This is a genomic window from Epilithonimonas hominis, from assembly GCF_003730015.1.
GTDB classification, from domain to species: Bacteria; Bacteroidota; Bacteroidia; order Flavobacteriales; family Weeksellaceae; genus Epilithonimonas; species Epilithonimonas hominis.
The window spans coordinates 33947-50861 of sequence record NZ_RJTU01000061.1; the positions used below are offsets into that span (position 1 = coordinate 33947).

Below are 16915 nucleotides of genomic sequence, written 5' to 3' on the forward strand. Positions count from 1 at the left end.
CTATTTCAAAAAGTTTATTTTCAGAACCAGAAGTAGTTTTCTCAGACTGTTTATTTTATTACGAAAGAAATATTTCTCTATAATTCTAAAATTATTTAAAGATAACTTATTGATTGTTTTATAATAAATACTGTTATTCTTTGAAAGGATATTTTTTTTACCTAGAGGCACATAGCTAGTCTTTAAAGATTTTTCCATTTCAGAAATAACTTCTTTGCTTAATTTGCTACGTTCCCTAATTGCAAAGTCAAAGAATATTTTTTTTATGTAGATCGCATACCAAGTAGCAATGACACCATATTTTTCATCACGTCCGTATTTTTTTAAAATCTCTTCCATAACAAGAATATAAGATTTCAAATTATTGTCACTTAAGTTTTTAGTTATGGATGCGGCATTATCAATCCTGTAATAGTATGTCTCTTTATTAATGAATTTCACATTCTTTGCAACCAGCATTGTTTCAAAAAACCAAAGTTCGTCTTCGTGTAAAATACCATTTTTGAAACAAAGATTATTTTTTTTGATAAATTCTCTATTATACAATCTGTTTTGTGCAACTGGCTTAAGACCAGATTCCATTGTTATTTTTAAAACTTCAAAATGATCATTTTTAAAAGTAATTGAGCCTTCTTTTGGATGTAGCAGCTGAGAAACCTTATTTATTTCTCCTTCTATAATATTCGTTGTTACAGTAATCCCAACAATGATATCATTATCCTCGAATGAATAAACCATTGTGCTGATTGCATCAGTGGCTAGAATATCATCTTGATCCAGGAAAAAGATAAATTCTCCTTTTGCATTATCCATTCCTTTGTTTCTAGTAGCAGAAAGTCCCAGATTTTCTTGCGCAAAAACAGTTATCTTATGGCTTTCAGCTTCAAAGATTTTTATTATATTTAAAGTATTATCCTTGCTTCCATCATTGATTATGATACACTCCCAATTTTCATAATCTTGTAATATCACAGAGTTTATACACGCTTCGATATATTCTTCCGCATTGTAACAAGGAATAATAATAGACACTAGTGGTTGAGAAATCATTTTTTTGATATTAATTTTGTGTACAGATTAGGAAAGTAATAATACAGTCTCAGATAAAAATAGTATTCTAAGCCGATTGTTTTCGCGGGATATTTTAGAAATAAAGTAAATGATTGTCGGATGGCTTCTTTCTCATTTGTCATTTCTTCTTTGGAGGTTTGACGCAGAATCCTTTTGAGAACCATCAATAATTTCTTAACAAAATTTTTGGCAATTTTTTGTTGGTTTTCTACTTTTCTTGTGCCTTGCCAAAACCTGAAAACGTCCATTATGGCAATGTAAAAATAATAAGCTGTTTCTGGAGAAAGGTCGTGGGAAAGACTGTTGTCTCGCTGGATGTAATGGTATAGCTTATCATTGGATCTTACCACTTTTTCTGCTTGGTCAAAAATTTTGAAAAGTGTGGAATAATCTTCAAAACATTTTAAATTTTCGGGGAAACTGAGATCTTTTATCAGACTGGATTTGTATAATTTTCCCCACGGATGACTCTGGATCACGGTATCTTCTAACAAAAGAGATAAGGCTTTTCTACCGTCAAAAGTTGTTTCCGTGGTGGTAGGTTTCTGGAAAACAATTTGCCCGTTTTCATCTTCATAGCTGGCTTCTATAATGGCAATGTCTGCATTTTCATTTGTAAGTAATTGAAAGAGTTTTGCGCAATAATTGGCATCAACCCAATCATCAGAATCTACAAAACAGATGTAGTCTCCGGTTGCAGATTTCAGCCCTACATTTCGGGCTTTGGAAACACCTCCGTTTTCTTGTTTGATTATTTTTATTCGTTCATCTTGGCTCTGATGTTTCGTATATATTTGCAATGATCCATCAGTGGAACCATCATCTACAATAATGATTTCTAAATTCCCATACGTTTGCCCGCATACTGAAATCAGACATTTTTCCAGCGTTTTTTCAGCATTGTAACAAGGGATAATTAGGCTAATTAATGGGTAATTCATTTGGTTTCAAAAATGTTTGCTTGAAAATTAAAAAACAAAGCCGCTTGCGGATCGCCTATTTTACAATATTTTATTAACTTGCAAGATAATAAAAAACTTAATAATTATCAGCGCATCGCTCTGTTTTACTAATTGTTTACTATCCCGATTCCCATCAAAATTAAACAAATGAACATTGTATATTTAGTATTTGGTACTAAAATCGAAAATTATCAGCAAGCCTATTTTTCCATTTTTACGGCTCAGTTACATAAAAACGGTGATGATAAAATTATTGTAATAACAGATGACTCCTCCCTATTCGGTTTTTTCGAAGATAAAATAGAAACAATAGTCATTAACCAAGATACTATAAGGGATTGGGAAGGTCCTCATCAGTTTTTTTGGAGGGTAAAAATAAAAGCACTGCAGTTGGTTGCTCAGAAATATCCACAGGATTCTATCTTGTATTTGGATTCGGATACTTTTTTCTATAAAAATACAGCTGTATTGCGTACTGCTCTTCAAAGTGGAAATCAATTTATGCACCTTAACGAAGGCAAACTATCGCAACTTTCATCAAAAACCGAAAAACTAATGTGGAAACAGATGAAAGGGAAGTCCTATGGAAATATCATAATCAATGAAAATGTAGCAATGTGGAATGCCGGACTAATAGGCGTATCACAAAAACATTTCGAATGTCTGGAACTAACGCTTCAGATTAATGACGCCATGTGTGCAGATGGCGTTACAAGAAGATTGATTGAACAATTTGCGTTTTCCCTTGGACTCAATCAATATTCAGAGTTACAACCAGCAGACCATATTGTTGGGCATTATTGGGGAAATAAAAAACAATGGAATGATACAATAAGTCTTTTTCTAAGAGAATGTTTTATGAAGAAGTATCATTTTGATGCAGTTGTAGAACGTATAAAAGATATGGAACTTTCTAAAATTCCTATTCGGATCAAAGAATCCAGCACTCAGAGAAAACTTAAAAATCTGATTGATAAATTTTACACCAACCAAAGACCTGTTTATGTTAAGAAGTAGCTTTTCTTAATGATTCATAGGTTTCATAAACATATAAACTTTGCAGATAACTAATCTTTAAACCGTTTATACCATCCAAGACCCCGAGTTTTAAAATATAAGTTTTAATAAATTTGAAAGTAGTTTTACTCCATTTCATAAAAGAACTGTATTTTTTTCCTTTTTGAGACAGTTCCAAACCTTTCAGTTGCCCATAATAAATCATTTTATCTTTAAAACGATGATAATTCTCAAAAGAATAGTGAAGTAATTTATGCTTTAAAAATCCAATTTTTCCGTTTACTAAAAGTGTTTCGTGCACCTTTTTCAGATCATCATAATGCGCTTTTGATTTTCTGAAAAGCCTGAAGTTTTTATCGTTTTGTGTACCGGAAAAGCGTATTTTTTGCTGACCTAGAAAAAAAATTCGGTAGATATAATAGGCATCGCAAGCATTAGGATTGTTCACGGTTTCTATAATTTCTTGTTTTCCTTTTTCCGAAATTCTCTCGTCCCCATCCAGAAAAAAGACCCAATCATTGTTTGCCAAATTGAGAGCGAGATTTCTTTGTTTCGTATAATCTTCAAATTTATTTTGAACAACTGTGACATTAGAAAAGGATCTAGCAATATCCGTTGTTTTATCTGTGCTGTAAGAATCAACAACGATAATCTCATGACAAAAATCAAAACATTCGAGAACTTCTCGAATGTTTTTTTCTTCGTTATAAGTGATGATTAAACCGCTGATTTTTTCTTTAAGGTGTGTCATTTTAAAACTCCAAAATAGTTTTCTCGATGATTTTTACACAATCCAATAGCTGTTCTTCGGTGATTACCAAAGGTGGTGCCAATCTTATAATGTTTCCATGTGTGGGTTTGGCAAGCAATCCATTTTCTTTCAGTTGTAAGCAAAGATTCCAGGCTGTTTTGCTGTCTGGGGAATCATTGATTAGAATGGCATTCAGCAAACCTTTACCTCGTACTTTCGTTATTAAATCTGTTTTCTCAATTAATTTCTCTATCTCAGAACGGAAAAGCTGTCCTAAATCTTCAGCTCTTTCGGATAATTTTTCTTCTTCTACGACATCTAAAGCTGCCACTGCCACTGCACAAGCAATAGGGTTTCCTCCAAAAGTTGATCCGTGTTGCCCTGGCTTGATAACATTCATAATATCGTTGTTTGCTAAAACTGCAGACACAGGATACATTCCGCCGGAAAGCGCTTTTCCTAGAATCAGAATATCAGGTTGAACATCTTCGTGATGACAGGCAATTAATCTTCCGGTTCTTGCAATTCCCGTCTGAACTTCATCTGCAATAAACAATACATTGTATTTTTTGCACAATTCTGATGCGCCTTTCAAAAATCCTTCATCCGGAACATAGACACCAGCCTCACCTTGGATTGGTTCAGCCAAAAATGCAGCAATATTCTGGGCGTTATTTGATAGAGTTTCTTCCAACGCTGCCAAATCATTGTAAGGTATTTTTACAAATCCAGGCGTAAAAGGCCCGTAATTCTGATTCGCATCCGGGTCATTAGAAAAAGAAACGATCGTCGTTGTTCTTCCGTGGAAATTGTTTTCACAAACGATTATTTTAGCAGCATTTTCTGAAATTCCTTTGACTTCGTAACTCCATTTTCTGGCCAATTTTACCGCCGTTTCTACAGCTTCAGCACCAGAATTCATGGGAAGTACTTTATCAAACCCAAAAAGACTTGTAATTTTTTTCTCGTATTCACCAAGATTGGAATTGTAAAATGCTCTTGATGTCAAAGCTAATTTCTTAGCCTGATTTACCAAAGCATCAATAATTTTTGGATGAGAATGACCTTGGTTTACAGCGGAATAGGCCGAAAGAAAATCGTAATATTTTTTACCTTCTACATCCCAAACAAAAACGCCTTCGCCGCGTTCCAAAACCACAGGAAGCGGATGATAATTATGAGCGCCGTGTTTTTCTTCAAGATTAATGAAATATTGTGAATTTTTTTCCTGAACTGCTGTTGACATAACTTTAATTTTTTGTAAAAATAATGAATTTGATTGCAATTAATGATAAGAAAAATGCCTAACTGTAAAAGTCAGGCATTTTATCTATAGGGATTTTATTTTTTAGATATTATTATCAAAATTTTTATCCATTACAAAATCTTCCATAAATTTTGTAGTGTAATTTCCGGCAAGGAAATCTTCATTTTCCAATAATTGTCTGTGGAAAGGAATAGTCGTTTTCACCCCTTCGATGTAGAATTCTTCCAGCGCACGTTTCATTTTTGCGATCGCTTCTTCTCTGTTCTGAGCAGTAACAATTAGTTTTGCAATCATTGAATCGTAGTTTGGCGGAATTGCGTAGCCCGAATAAACGTGTGTATCTACTCTCACGCCGTGTCCTCCAGGAATATTAAGACCTTTGATGACACCCGGAGAAGGACGGAAGTCCATATAAGGATCTTCAGCATTGATTCTACACTCAATAGCGTGCATCTTTGGGTAATAATTTTTACCACTTATTGGCGTTCCGGAAGCCAGTAAAATCTGCTCGCGAATCAAATCGTAATCTACAACCTGTTCGGTGATCGGATGTTCTACCTGGATTCTGGTATTCATTTCCATAAAATAGAAATTCCTGTGTTTGTCCACCAAAAATTCGATGGTTCCTACACCTTCATATCCAATAAACTCCGCAGCTTTTACTGCTGCTTCGCCCATTTTCTCACGGAGTTCATCCGTCATAAAAGGAGATGGCGTTTCTTCTATCAGTTTCTGATTTCTTCTCTGTACAGAACAGTCTCTCTCGGAAAGGTGACAGGCTTTCCCATATTGGTCTCCAGCAATCTGAATTTCAATATGTCTAGGCTCCTCAATCAGTTTTTCCATATACATTCCGCCATTTCCGAAAGCGGCAACCGCTTCCTGAATCGCAGAATCCCAATGGTCTTTCAGATCTTCTTCTTTCCAAACGGCTCTCATTCCCTTTCCACCGCCACCGGCAGTTGCTTTAATCATTACAGGATAACCGATTTCTTTAGCTGTTTTCTTTGCATCTTCATAAGAATCGATTAATCCGTCAGAACCTGGAACACAAGGGATTCCGGCCGCTTTCATTGTAGCTTTTGCCGTCGCTTTGTCTCCCATTTTTTCAATTTGCTCAGGAGTCGCTCCGATAAATTTGATGCCATTTTTAGCACATATTCTTGAGAAGTTTGCATTCTCGGAAAGGAAACCGTAACCAGGGTGGATGGCATCTGCATTGGTAATCTCAGCAGCTGCAATAATATTTGGGATTTTCAGATAAGAGTCTTTGCTCATTGGAGGTCCGATGCAGACAGCCTCGTCTGCAAAACGAACGTGAAGACTATCCTTGTCTGCTGTAGAGTACACTGCAACAGTCTTGATTCCCATTTCTTTCGCCGTGCGCAGGATTCGCATAGCGATTTCCCCACGGTTAGCGATTAATATTTTTTTGAACATCTTTTTCGAATTTTAAATTATAAATTTTGAATTTTAAATTATTTTAAATGAAAAATCTTCCATTTAAAATTTATAATCTTTAATCTAAAATTGCTTAAGATGGATCTACCAAAAATAAAGGTTGGTCGTATTCTACAGGAGAAGAATCTTCTACCAATATTTTCACGATTTTTCCGCTGATTTCGGATTCTATCTGGTTGAAAAGTTTCATTGCCTCAATGACGCAAACCACTTTTCCTTCAGTAACAGAATCGCCCACGTTTACAAATACATCTTTGTCCGGTGATGGTTTTCTGTAAAAAGTACCAATCATTGGAGACTTGATCGTGATATATTTGCTGTCGTCAGCAGTAGTTGCTGCTTCGGAAGTGATAGTAGTTGCTGAAACTTGACTTGCTGCTGGTGCAGAAACTGGTGCTTGGTAGGCAACTTGAGGAGTGACATAGCTTACAGGCTCACCTCCAAGGGGAGTTTTTATATAGATTTCAAAGTCCTTGTTTTTATACTTCACTTCTGAAACACCTGCCTTTGCAACAAATCTTACAAGATTCTGAATGTCTTTAATATCCATAAATTTTTTAAATTATTTTGAACGCCAAATATAATAAAAAACCACCCAAATTGATAAAATCCGAGTGGTTTTTTATGTTTAGTATAAGATTTTCAAAAGTAAATCTTAGTTTTCTTCTGTTGTTTCAACAGTTTTCTCTAGTACAACTTTTCCTTTGTAGTAAAGTTTTCCTTCGTGCCAGTGAGCTCTGTGATAAAGGTGTAGTTCACCAGTCGTAGCATCTTTTGCCAATTGAGGCGCTACAGCTTTATAGTGCGTTCTTCTTTTATCTCTTCTTGTAGACGACTGTCTTCTCTTAGGATGTGCCATTGTTAATTATTTTAAAAAATTCTACCGAATTATATGTTATATTTAATTATTGTTTCTCAATTTTTTCAAAGCTTCCCATCTTGGGTCTGTGCTCTGTTCTTCCTCTTCTTCGATTGGCTTCGGACTGTATTTTTCCAGTAGCTTTTTATACTCGTCATTGTCTCTTACAGATGGCGCCACTTTTTTCATAGGGATTGATAAAACCACGGTTTCATATATAAGATTGGCGATATTAAATTCGCTGTCTTTCTGAGGAATGGTGATAATGTCTTCATTGCTGTCATCATATTCTTCCCCGAATTTCACAAGAATTTTCAAATCGTTCATTATATTGTCAGAAAATTCATCTGTGCTGATATCGCAAATCAGTTGAACTGTTCCTGAAACATTGATGAAAAATTCCAAAAAGGTCGTGTGCTTGTCTAGACGAACATCCACACTGATCTCTGGGTTAAAAAACTCCTGTTCAGTCTCAAATAAATCAAAGAACTCTTGATTGATTTCAAATTTGAAATCGTGCTTTCCGGTTTTTAGACCAGAAAAAGCAATATCGTAGTTTCTAAATCTGTCCATAAAAAATGGTGTGCAAAAATAATTTAATTTTTTGAAATAACAAAATGTTTTTGGAAATACTTGAATTGCAAAAATTTACTTCAGAAATTTTAGTCTTATTCATCTCCAGTTGGAAGGTCTTCATCCACACCATTGGTAATGTGTGAAAGCTTTGTGAGAAGCTTGTTCTGTGTTAATTCCTTATATTCGCTTCTGTTTTTAAAAATCTTGATGGCTGTAAAAATAGCTTCAGAAAAGGAAGTTTCATCGGCTAGATTTTTTCCGGCAATATCGTACGCTACCCCGTGGTCTGGGGAAGTTCTGATAAATGGCAGACCTGCGGAATAATTAACGCCCTCTTCGTAAGCAATGGTTTTAAACGGTGTCAGTCCCTGGTCGTGATACATTGCTAAAACTGCATCGTAAGCTTTGTATTTTTCAGGCTGGAAAAAACTGTCTGCCGGATAAGGTCCAAATGCCATAATGCCTTGGTCAAATAATTCTTTGATAGCCGGTTGTATAATCTCAATTTCTTCTCTACCGATTACGCCGCCGTCACCAGCGTGCGGATTCAGTCCAAGCACGGCAATTTTTGGTTTTTCTACACAAAAATCTTCTTTTAACGTAGAAACCAATTGCTTAACCTGTTTCTTGATTTTTTCTTTGGTGATGTGTTGCGCCACTTCCGAGACTGGAATGTGATGGGTGGAAACAGCCACTTTCAGCTCGTCTGTTACCATAAACATCACGGCTTTTTTCTGTGCTTTTTCTTCGAAGTATCCTGTGTGACCTGCGTGCGCAAAGCCGTACTTTAACATCTCATCTTTATTGATTGGAGCGGTAACCAGCACATCGATTTCCTGATTGAGCAAGGCTTCTGTAGCGGCTTCAAGGGAAGCAATGGCCAGTTTGGTGGATTCTTCTGTAGGAACTCCAAATTCTATATTGCTGTTCTCTTTTATGAGATTGACCATGTTGATTTTTCCACCCTGAACTTCCTTTGGTGAGTTGATGTAATTGAAATTGGTCTGTAATTTGAAAACATTTTTCTGATAAGTAAAGAGTTTTCCCGACCCAAATATTACTGGTGTAAAAAAATCTGTAATGGTTTTGTCCTTCAGGGATTTCAGGATGATTTCCGGGCCGATGCCGTTGAAATCACCGATTGAAATTCCTACTCTGATTTTATGGTGTTTGGAGCTCATTTGTTTATCTTTGACTTTTAAAAAGAATTTTACAAAATTACGGTTTTTTTAGGTTGTATTTATAACTATTTGTTTACACATTCTACTAAAAAGTTGGTAAAATATGCAACATTTATAGCCCCGATTGTAGTGGAAATCCTTTTTCTTTAACTTCAGAAAGAAAAACATTGCAACGTAAAGCGGGATAAAGCTCCTAAAAATCCTTTAAAATAAGACGCACTAATGTTTACAGGAATCATTGAAGCAACAGGAAATGTTGTTAAAATCGAGAAAAACGAAACTAATATAGACTTCACGTTAAGCTGTCCATTTACGCAGGAACTGAAAATAGACCAAAGTCTAGCACACAACGGCTGCTGCCTGACGGTGGTCGAAATCAACGGGAACGAATATAAAGTGACTGCCATCAATGAGACGCTTGAAAAAACGAATCTCGGCCATTGGAATGTGGGAACGGAAGTGAATTTGGAACGCTGTTTGAAATTCGAAGGAAGACTGGATGGTCACGTGGTGCAAGGTCACGTGGACAAAACCGGAATTGTAGAGCATATTGAGAATCTGAACGGCAGTTACATCATTACGGTTTCTTATGAAGAATCGGATGAATATACGACAGTTCCTCAAGGGTCAATTACAGTCAACGGAACGAGTCTAACCGTTGCAGAGAGCGGAAAAAATCAGTTTTCTGTAGCAATTATTCCGTACACCTGGGAGTTTACGAATAAAAAGCATCTGAAAAAAGGTGATGTAGTGAATCTAGAATTTGACATCATCGGAAAGTATGTTGCCAAACTTTTGAAAAAGCAAAATGTCATTTAGTAATTATAAAGGTTACCGTTTAAGAAACCGCGTTTTCTTAGGTTTTATGGCTATTTGTTTACTGAGTATAGTTACTTCGGGTGTTCTTTCTTTTGTGATATTGAGAAACAATGCGAAAGAACAAAGCCGTACCGATATGCAGAATAAATCCGAAGCGCTAATGTCATCTCTGGATTATGCGCTTAGCCACTCAACGGTCAAAACACAGGATATTCCTACGGTTCTCGAGAATAAAATCTATGAGATTGCAGATATTAATAAGCACGATATTATTATTTATGATTTGAATGGGAATTACCTCCTCTCCAACAAGGAGCCAAATCTGGTGGCGCAAAAGAAGATGCCAGCGGAAGTAATCGCAGCTATTCGGAAAGACGGTAAGCGCTATGATCACAAATCCTATGATGAAAATCTTAAAGCCAGTATTGTCTCATCCTATATGGTGCTGAAAAATAACATGCTGGAGGATATTGCTTATGTTTATTTTCCTTATTATCATAATGAAAGTGCCTACAAGGTGGTTTTTAAACACTATTTCGGATACATCGTTGGTGTCAATTTGCTGATTATTTTTCTCAGTATCTGGCTTAGCTGGATCATTTCAAATAATCTAACAAATGCGATTACACGTTTCACCTCTATGATTAGTAAAATTAATCTGTTTGATAAAAATCTCCAGCCGATCCGTTATTATAAGAATGATGAACTAAATGCTTTAGTTAAGGCTTATAATAAAATGATCTCCGAGATTGCTGACCAAAGAGAGCGGCTAAGTTATATTGAAAAACAATCTGCGTGGCAAGAAATGGCTAGACAAGTAGCACATGAGGTCAAGAATCCGCTGACGCCAATGAAGCTGATGATGCAGAATTTCGAGAGGAAATTTGATGCCAATGATCCTAATAACGAAACTAAAGTTAAGAATCTTAGTGAAGTAATCATTGGTCAGATTGAAGTCATCAGCAGGGTAGCAACGGCATTTTCAGAATTTGCGCAGCTCCCAAAAAGGAACGACGAAGAAATCAATTTGAATAGGGAAATCCGAAATGTTCTCACTATTTTTAGTGATGAAAATATCTTCATCCATGCAAGTCATGATAATATAATGATGAAAATAGACAAGGATTATCTGGCGAGAATTATAATCAATCTTGTGACCAATGCTAGTCAGGCGAAAGCAGATAACAGAAAGTCAGTCATCAATGTAGATATCGAAAAGATTGAAAAGCGCATAAAGATCATAGTTGACGATAATGGAGTAGGGATATCGCCAGATAAGTTGGAAAAAATATTTGATCCAAATTTCACTTCCAAAAACAGCGGAATGGGTATAGGTCTAACAATGGTAAAAAGAATGGTGGAAGATTATAACGGTACAGTAAGCGTATTTTCTGAAGTGGATAAAGGTGCGGTTTTTACCATTTCAATGCCGTCCAATTTATAAATGAAGCCATTTAGATTTCAGCAATTTGAAGTTCAGCAGAGTTCTGAAGTGTTTCGAGTGGGAACTGATGCTGTTTTGCTTGGAATTTTGTCCAATGTCCATCAGGCGAGAGCGATTTTGGAAGTAGGAACCGGAACCGGAATTGTCGCTTTGATGCTGGCTCAACGCAATTCTGAGGCTAATATTTTAGGAATTGATATTAATCCTGAAGCTGTCCAAATTTCTCAAAATAATTTTTATAATTCTCCTTTTTCTGATAAAATTAAAAGTCAACTTCAGGATTTTAAAAATTTTGAAACTGATGAGAAGTTTGATTTAATTGTTTCTAATCCACCTTATTTTGAAACCAACAGTTCTGAAAAAGATATTCTTGCAAGACAAAGATTAGAATTGGATTTCTCGGATTTGATTCAAAATGCTTCGCAATTACTTTCCGATGAAGGCTTATTTTCTGTTATTATTCCCATTGATTCCGAAAAACAATTCACTCAAATCTGTAGCGATAATTTTTTATGTCTGCAAAGAAAAGTCATTATCAAAGGAATCAATACTTCTAAACCGAAAAGGGTAGTTTTAGAATATTCATTTCAAAAATCAGAAGTTACCGAAGAATATTTCGTTATAGAAAAGTCACCAAGAGTTTATTCCGATGAATATCTTGAGCTGACGAAAGACTTCCACATATTCAACAAAAAAACTCTTTGAGTTTCTTCAAAGAGTCTAAATTTTTATAACTGGAAATTTTCTTATTCAAAAAGTTCAGCAGTATCAAGAACAGTTACCTGTCCGTTTTCGCATCGGATGGCTTCCCCGGGATAATTCTGAATCATATGGTAATCGTGGGTTGCCATTACTACGGCGCAATGGTTTTCTTCTGCCAGATTTTTTAGAAGAGTCATAATATCATTGGATGTTTCTGGATCAAGATTTCCTGTTGGTTCATCTGCAAGAATCAACTCTGGATGATTAAGAAGTGCTCTGGCAATCGCAGCACGTTGTTGCTCACCTCCGGAAAGCTGGTGAGGCATTTTATGCTTTTTAGTTTTCATACCAACGCTGGAAAGTACTTCATCTATTCTTGCTTCCATTTTGTGTTTGTCACTCCAGCCGGTGGCCTGAAGGACGAAGAGGAGATTTTTCTCGATATTCCTGTCTGGTAACAACTGAAAATCCTGGAAAACGATTCCTAGTTTTCTTCTCAGATTAGGGACGTCAGACTGTTTCAATTTTTTCAAATCAAAGCCTGCAACTTGTCCGCTTCCGCCTTGTAGAGGAAGTTGTCCGTACAGTACTTTCAGAAGAGAACTTTTTCCAGACCCTGTTTTTCCAATCAGATAACAGAATTTTCCTTTTTTGATATGAAGATCCACGTCATTCAGAACTGTAAAGTTTTTCTGTACAATCTTAGCACTGCTCAAATCTATAATATCGATACCCGGGTCATTTCTGTGCGGCATAATTTGTAAATTGAAAGTTTGTAAGATTCAAAAATAGCAAAAACTTATTTTTCAGCTTTTACTTTTGGCAAATTTTAACAACAAAAAATGCTTGAAAAAAAATTCAAGCATTTTTTGTATATGATAATTAAAGAAAATTATCTCTTAGCGCGCGCTGCACTAACAGTTAAGCTCTTTCTGCCTTTCGCTCTTCTAGCTGCCAACACTCTTCTTCCGTTTGGTGTAGACATTCTTTCACGGAAACCGTGTTTGTTTCTTCTTTTTCTTTCAGATGGTTGGAATGTTCTTTTACTCATCACTAATATATTTAGTTCGTAATTATCTTTTTATTTTCAGACTGCAAATATAGAGATTTTATTTTGAGTGGCAAATATTTGAAAACTTTTTTATGTTAATTTTTTAATTCCTATTGATTCTGATTCTTTACAACTGATTACGTGAAGCTAAACGTGTCTGTATTTCGCCCAGTTCAAAATTCAAAATGAATTTAACGTTATCAAAAAAACTTGGATTGGCTAGTTATATGAATTCCTTCAATAAATAATGATAGATTTGTAGTAAAGAACTAAACAATTATGAAAACTATCTCTTTTGTACTGAAAGTTATTTCTTTTGTGGTTTTGATTTTGATCTGGATTTTTACAATTGTTAATTTTAAAAACCTGCCAGAAACCATTCCCATTCATTATAATATTGCTGGAACGCCTGATGGTTTTGGTCCAAAAAGTACTATTTGGTTTGAAACGACTCTAACTACAGCTTTGTTTTTATTTCTAATGTATGTTTCGAAAAATCCTGATTTTCCTCTACTTAATATTCCTCAAAATATAAAAAAGAAGCCTATTCTCACGGAATTTATTGTAAGTATTCTGTTATTAATAATTATGCTGATATTTGCAGATGTTAATTATGAAAGTATTCAGAATGCTTTAGGAAAAACCAATGGATTAAGTTCAATAATGCATTATTTGTTAGGCTTGGTTTTTATATTTGTTTGTGGACTTCTAATTTATTCTTATATAATTTCAAAACGTCAAAATTTACAAGGTTGATTAAATGAAATCTGTATACAATCTTTTCGTGCATGTAATGATTTTCGGGATGAAAGTCTTTTCAGTATTCAATTCGAAAACAAAAAAAGGGATTCGTGGCAGAAAGCAGTCTGTTAGCATTGTCACAGAAAAACTTCAGGGACAAAAAGTGCTTTGGATGCACGCTGCCAGTCTTGGCGAATATGAACAAGGCTTGCCGGTCCTAGAAAAATTGAAAGAACAATTCCCCGAACATAAAACTTTGGTGACTTTTTTCTCGCCATCAGGTTATGAGAATGTGAAGAAAAGAAAACAGATTGCCGATGCGATTTGCTATTTGCCTTTTGACAGGAAAAAAGACGTGAAAGAATTTGTTTCCACTTTTGAAACTGAGATTTTCTTTACCGTGAAATATGATTACTGGTACAATCTTTTAGAAGAACTGAAAAATCGAGGGACAAAAAATTATGTGATTTCGGCTTTGTTTTATGAGCATCAGGTTTTCTTTGAAAGTTATGGAAAGTGGTTTGTAAAACAGCTGAAACAGAACATTGATTGGTTCTTTCACCAGACTGTGAAGTCTAAGGCTTTGGCAAAAAAAATCGGACTAACTAATTCTACTGTTTCCGGCGATACAAGATTTGACAGAGTTAAACAATTTCTCGACAGAGATAATCATTTAGAATTTATAGAAGAATTTAAAAACGGTCAGAAACTGATTGTGTTTGGAAGCAGCTGGCAGACGGAAGAAGATATTGCTCAGGTTGTTGCAAAAAAACTTCCTGAAATTAAAATCGTTATTGCACCTCACGACTTGCAGCGTGTTCCGCATCTGCAAACACTGTTCCCGAATGCTTGTCTATACAGCTCGCTCTCAAACTCTCAGACTCTCAAACTCTCAGACTCCCAAATTCTCATTATAGATTCAATTGGTAAACTTTCCAAATTGTATTCTTATGCAGATCTGGCAGTTGTAGGTGGTGGATTTCATTCGGCGGGATTACACAATATTTTGGAAGCAGCAGTTTATGGCGTTCCTGTGATTTTTGGCAATCAATACAGAAAAAATCCGGAAGCAGATGCGCTGATTGATGCCAACGGCGGAAAATGTTTTGACGATTTTGTGGCAGCTTCGGTTTTCATCAGAGAAGTGATAAAAAAAGATGTTGAGAATGAAGGCGAGGAAAAGTCTTTTTTGAAACAGATGTCAGAAAATGCATACAATTTTGTGAATTCTCAGCCATATGCGACAGCGATAATAGTGAAGAAAATCTTGGAATCAAATATTTAACTACAAAAGAAACAAAAGATAATTTCAATATTTCAATTGTTATTTATTAATAGATAATGTTTTTGGATTTTGATAATTACTTTAAGAATCCCTGGCTTCTTATATCTTTCACAATCAATTCAAAGTGATCTGGGATATTTTCGCATTTCAGCCAGTTGAAATCTAAACCATTGTTGATGCAAAGTTTTTCAAGATATAGGTTTTCGTGTAACTGGAAATCAATATCAGTTAAGATTTTGTCAAACTCCAGCCAATAATCCTCGTCTAGTTTTTGAATTTGGATTAAGGCTTTGATAATTTTATTGATGAGGTAGATGTATAGCTTGTAAACGGCATCAAACCTCTGCCTCGATAACTTGTCGTTATGCTCCAAAATGGTATTTACAAGAAAGAGATTAAGATAAACATCCCCAAATTTATCCGTTGTGATTTTCACATGTTCCGTTATTTCTGCGCTCAGTTTTCTGATCAAAACCAAAAAATATTTTTGATTGGCAACATATTTTGAAATCTCCGTAACTCTTTCGCTGATGATTTCTTCCATCGCATTTCGTTTATCATCAGTCGTTTCCGGATCGATGAGTTCGAAATACAGTTTTTTGGAAAGCAATTTATCTTTCTTCAATAATCGGAAAATCAGTCGGTCTTTCTCAATTGAAGAAAACTCGCTAAGAGCTTGCTTGAATTCTTTTGAATATTCCATTAATTAAAGATTTTAGAATATTTGATAAAACCGTTGAAAGCCCAATTAGCTGTATAATACAGAGATTTCAAAGTTGAGAATTTCATATAATCTTTGTACACCAAATATTGGTCCTTCATAATGTTTGATTTGTTTCGAGAAACGCTGTTGGGCAACATCCGGTATTTTGATAAAGTCTTTTTCAAAGGTTTTCCTTCCGGGATCTTTTTCAAAAGTTCCAGCCACATTACGTGATCTTCTCGTTTTGTACCTTCGGGGAAATAGAATTTTCCAACTCTTTTGGAATCGTACATCGATGCTAAAAGTGATAATCTGCAGGTTTTCAAAAGATTGTTGAAATTTACAATTTTATCCGCTTCAAAATCGCCAATTTCGGTAGGATTCAGGTTTTGATCACAACGAGAATAAGTGGAGTAGGCTAATTCTGCATTTTCTGATTTCATAAAATTGATCATTTCCTCAAGGAAATTCGGTTCCCAAAAATCATCGGCGTCCAGAAATGTTATGAATCTTCCTGTTGCGTTTTTCAAAGAAATATTCCTCGCGTGTCCGGCACCGCCATTTTTCTCTGCTTTGAAAACTTTGATTCGGGAATCGTTTTGTTTTTCTAGAATCACCACCGAATTGTCCGTTGAACAATCATCAGTAATCAACCATTCCCAATCTTGAAAAGTTTGCTTCAAAACCGAATCAATCGTCTCCTGAAGATATTTTGAGGAATTGTAACTCGGCGTGATGATTGATATTTCGGGCACTTGCGATTTTTTTACAAAGATAAATAAAGACGAGAAGATAAAAGAATAAAGAAAAAGGACTTCTGGTTTTAGGATATAGACTTAGCTCGATGTGACAATTTTCACACTTGTCAAAATAATTCAATGGCAAACATTGTGGTTTATGACAAAACTTGTTTCGATGCTAGAATCTGCACCCCGGCCTGAGTGGAGCTCTTTTTTGTTATTGCGAGTGCTGTAATTTTCTATTACCGATTGGATTCTTTCGCAATAACAAAAAAAGCGGGAACG

At 35.3% G+C, this 16915-nt stretch carries 19 protein-coding genes; 6 read left to right on the forward strand and 13 right to left on the reverse strand.

What is annotated here, in order from left to right; all coding sequences use genetic code 11:
- Both EGH73_RS08785 and EGH73_RS08790 read right to left on the reverse strand, forming a co-directional pair.
- Positions 1–1050, reverse strand: a complete 1050-nt coding sequence (locus tag EGH73_RS08785) for a glycosyltransferase (protein WP_123281510.1) — start codon at positions 1048–1050, stop codon at positions 1–3.
- Positions 1047–2012, reverse strand: a complete 966-nt coding sequence (locus EGH73_RS08790) for a glycosyltransferase family 2 protein (RefSeq protein WP_123281511.1) — start codon at positions 2010–2012, stop codon at positions 1047–1049. Before EGH73_RS08790 ends, EGH73_RS08785 begins: the two co-directional genes overlap by 4 nt.
- Before the next feature lie 168 nt (positions 2013–2180).
- Here EGH73_RS08790 and EGH73_RS08795 point away from each other — a divergent pair, with 168 nt between their 5' ends.
- On the forward strand, positions 2181–3050 hold the full coding sequence (locus EGH73_RS08795) for a hypothetical protein (RefSeq protein ID WP_123281512.1): 870 nt from the start codon (positions 2181–2183) through the stop codon (positions 3048–3050).
- Here the strand turns inward: EGH73_RS08795 and EGH73_RS08800 are convergent.
- The 7 genes from EGH73_RS08800 to pdxA all read right to left on the reverse strand — a co-directional run bounded on the left by EGH73_RS08800 (position 3040) and on the right by pdxA (position 9145).
- Positions 3040–3801, reverse strand: a complete 762-nt coding sequence (locus EGH73_RS08800; RefSeq protein ID WP_123281513.1) for a glycosyltransferase family 2 protein — start codon at positions 3799–3801, stop codon at positions 3040–3042. The two genes, EGH73_RS08795 and EGH73_RS08800, sit on opposite strands and share 11 nt — an antisense overlap.
- Before the next feature lies 1 nt (position 3802).
- Positions 3803–5047 carry an ornithine--oxo-acid transaminase gene (gene rocD / locus EGH73_RS08805; RefSeq protein ID WP_123281514.1) on the reverse strand — a complete coding sequence of 415 codons (1245 nt, stop codon included), beginning with the start codon at positions 5045–5047 and terminating at the stop codon, positions 3803–3805.
- A 102-nt stretch (positions 5048–5149) separates the two neighbouring features.
- Positions 5150–6508, reverse strand: coding sequence for an acetyl-CoA carboxylase biotin carboxylase subunit (accC, locus tag EGH73_RS08810; protein ID WP_123281515.1), 1359 nt, complete (start codon positions 6506–6508; stop codon positions 5150–5152).
- A 94-nt stretch (positions 6509–6602) separates the two neighbouring features.
- Entirely contained in the window at positions 6603–7079 is a 477-nt protein-coding gene (gene accB / locus EGH73_RS08815; protein ID WP_123281516.1) for an acetyl-CoA carboxylase biotin carboxyl carrier protein, read from the reverse strand.
- A 105-nt stretch (positions 7080–7184) separates the two neighbouring features.
- Positions 7185–7388, reverse strand: a complete 204-nt coding sequence (gene rpmF / locus EGH73_RS08820) for a 50S ribosomal protein L32 (RefSeq protein WP_076781964.1) — start codon at positions 7386–7388, stop codon at positions 7185–7187.
- A gap of 42 nt (positions 7389–7430) precedes the next feature.
- Positions 7431–7961, reverse strand: coding sequence for a YceD family protein (locus EGH73_RS08825; protein ID WP_123281517.1), 531 nt, complete (start codon positions 7959–7961; stop codon positions 7431–7433).
- 95 nt (positions 7962–8056) lie between these two features.
- Positions 8057–9145 carry a 4-hydroxythreonine-4-phosphate dehydrogenase PdxA gene (gene pdxA / locus EGH73_RS08830; RefSeq protein ID WP_123281518.1) on the reverse strand — a complete coding sequence of 363 codons (1089 nt, stop codon included), beginning with the start codon at positions 9143–9145 and terminating at the stop codon, positions 8057–8059.
- A 222-nt stretch (positions 9146–9367) separates the two neighbouring features.
- On the opposite strand from pdxA, the gene EGH73_RS08835 reads away from it, so the two are divergent.
- The 3 genes from EGH73_RS08835 to EGH73_RS08845 are packed head-to-tail and all read left to right on the forward strand — an operon-like array spanning position 9368 to position 12113.
- A complete protein-coding gene (locus EGH73_RS08835; protein ID WP_123281519.1) occupies positions 9368–9964 on the forward strand; it encodes a riboflavin synthase in 597 nt (198 codons plus the stop codon).
- Positions 9954–11408 (forward strand): sensor histidine kinase, encoded by a 1455-nt coding sequence (locus tag EGH73_RS08840; protein ID WP_123281520.1) that lies wholly within the window; start codon positions 9954–9956, stop codon positions 11406–11408. The genes EGH73_RS08835 and EGH73_RS08840 overlap by 11 nt, the downstream gene beginning before the upstream one ends.
- Positions 11409–12113, forward strand: a complete 705-nt coding sequence (locus EGH73_RS08845; RefSeq protein WP_123281521.1) for a tRNA1(Val) (adenine(37)-N6)-methyltransferase — start codon at positions 11409–11411, stop codon at positions 12111–12113.
- A gap of 41 nt (positions 12114–12154) precedes the next feature.
- Here EGH73_RS08845 and EGH73_RS08850 read toward each other — a convergent pair whose 3' ends face one another.
- Together EGH73_RS08850 and rpmH are read right to left on the reverse strand one after the other, a co-directional pair.
- Positions 12155–12865 (reverse strand): cell division ATP-binding protein FtsE, encoded by a 711-nt coding sequence (locus EGH73_RS08850; protein WP_089768858.1) that lies wholly within the window; start codon positions 12863–12865, stop codon positions 12155–12157.
- 137 nt (positions 12866–13002) lie between these two features.
- Entirely contained in the window at positions 13003–13161 is a 159-nt protein-coding gene (rpmH, locus tag EGH73_RS08855) for a 50S ribosomal protein L34 (RefSeq protein WP_039365072.1), read from the reverse strand.
- 279 nt (positions 13162–13440) lie between these two features.
- Between rpmH and EGH73_RS08860 the strand changes: the two genes are divergently transcribed.
- A complete protein-coding gene (locus EGH73_RS08860) occupies positions 13441–13917 on the forward strand; it encodes a DUF1648 domain-containing protein (protein WP_123281522.1) in 477 nt (158 codons plus the stop codon).
- Positions 13918–13921: 4 nt separating this feature from the next.
- A complete protein-coding gene (locus EGH73_RS08865) occupies positions 13922–15187 on the forward strand; it encodes a 3-deoxy-D-manno-octulosonic acid transferase (protein ID WP_123281523.1) in 1266 nt (421 codons plus the stop codon).
- 76 nt (positions 15188–15263) lie between these two features.
- On the opposite strand, the gene EGH73_RS08870 is transcribed toward EGH73_RS08865, so the two are convergent.
- Both EGH73_RS08870 and EGH73_RS08875 read right to left on the reverse strand, forming a co-directional pair.
- On the reverse strand, positions 15264–15890 hold the full coding sequence (locus tag EGH73_RS08870) for a deoxyuridine 5'-triphosphate nucleotidohydrolase (RefSeq protein WP_123281524.1): 627 nt from the start codon (positions 15888–15890) through the stop codon (positions 15264–15266).
- Positions 15890–16645 (reverse strand): glycosyltransferase family 2 protein, encoded by a 756-nt coding sequence (locus EGH73_RS08875; protein ID WP_123281525.1) that lies wholly within the window; start codon positions 16643–16645, stop codon positions 15890–15892. Before EGH73_RS08875 ends, EGH73_RS08870 begins: the two co-directional genes overlap by 1 nt.
- Positions 16646–16915: the final 270 nt, after the last annotated feature.

Coding starts and splice junctions, on each gene's coding strand:
- rpmF (WP_076781964.1), bottom strand. CDS start 7,388: ATGGCACATCCTAAGAGAAGACAGTCGTCTACAAGAAGAGATAAAAGA.
- EGH73_RS08795 (WP_123281512.1), top strand. CDS start 2,181: ATGAACATTGTATATTTAGTATTTGGTACTAAAATCGAAAATTATCAG.
- EGH73_RS08785 (WP_123281510.1), bottom strand. CDS start 1,050: ATGATTTCTCAACCACTAGTGTCTATTATTATTCCTTGTTACAATGCG.
- EGH73_RS08825 (WP_123281517.1), bottom strand. CDS start 7,961: ATGGACAGATTTAGAAACTACGATATTGCTTTTTCTGGTCTAAAAACC.
- EGH73_RS08790 (WP_123281511.1), bottom strand. CDS start 2,012: ATGAATTACCCATTAATTAGCCTAATTATCCCTTGTTACAATGCTGAA.
- accC (WP_123281515.1), bottom strand. CDS start 6,508: ATGTTCAAAAAAATATTAATCGCTAACCGTGGGGAAATCGCTATGCGA.
- accB (WP_123281516.1), bottom strand. CDS start 7,079: ATGGATATTAAAGACATTCAGAATCTTGTAAGATTTGTTGCAAAGGCA.
- EGH73_RS08800 (WP_123281513.1), bottom strand. CDS start 3,801: ATGACACACCTTAAAGAAAAAATCAGCGGTTTAATCATCACTTATAAC.
- EGH73_RS08860 (WP_123281522.1), top strand. CDS start 13,441: ATGAAAACTATCTCTTTTGTACTGAAAGTTATTTCTTTTGTGGTTTTG.
- EGH73_RS08850 (WP_089768858.1), bottom strand. CDS start 12,865: ATGCCGCACAGAAATGACCCGGGTATCGATATTATAGATTTGAGCAGT.
- EGH73_RS08835 (WP_123281519.1), top strand. CDS start 9,368: ATGTTTACAGGAATCATTGAAGCAACAGGAAATGTTGTTAAAATCGAG.
- pdxA (WP_123281518.1), bottom strand. CDS start 9,145: ATGAGCTCCAAACACCATAAAATCAGAGTAGGAATTTCAATCGGTGAT.
- EGH73_RS08870 (WP_123281524.1), bottom strand. CDS start 15,890: ATGGAATATTCAAAAGAATTCAAGCAAGCTCTTAGCGAGTTTTCTTCA.
- EGH73_RS08845 (WP_123281521.1), top strand. CDS start 11,409: ATGAAGCCATTTAGATTTCAGCAATTTGAAGTTCAGCAGAGTTCTGAA.
- rpmH (WP_039365072.1), bottom strand. CDS start 13,161: ATGAGTAAAAGAACATTCCAACCATCTGAAAGAAAAAGAAGAAACAAA.
- EGH73_RS08865 (WP_123281523.1), top strand. CDS start 13,922: ATGAAATCTGTATACAATCTTTTCGTGCATGTAATGATTTTCGGGATG.
- EGH73_RS08840 (WP_123281520.1), top strand. CDS start 9,954: ATGTCATTTAGTAATTATAAAGGTTACCGTTTAAGAAACCGCGTTTTC.
- rocD (WP_123281514.1), bottom strand. CDS start 5,047: ATGTCAACAGCAGTTCAGGAAAAAAATTCACAATATTTCATTAATCTT.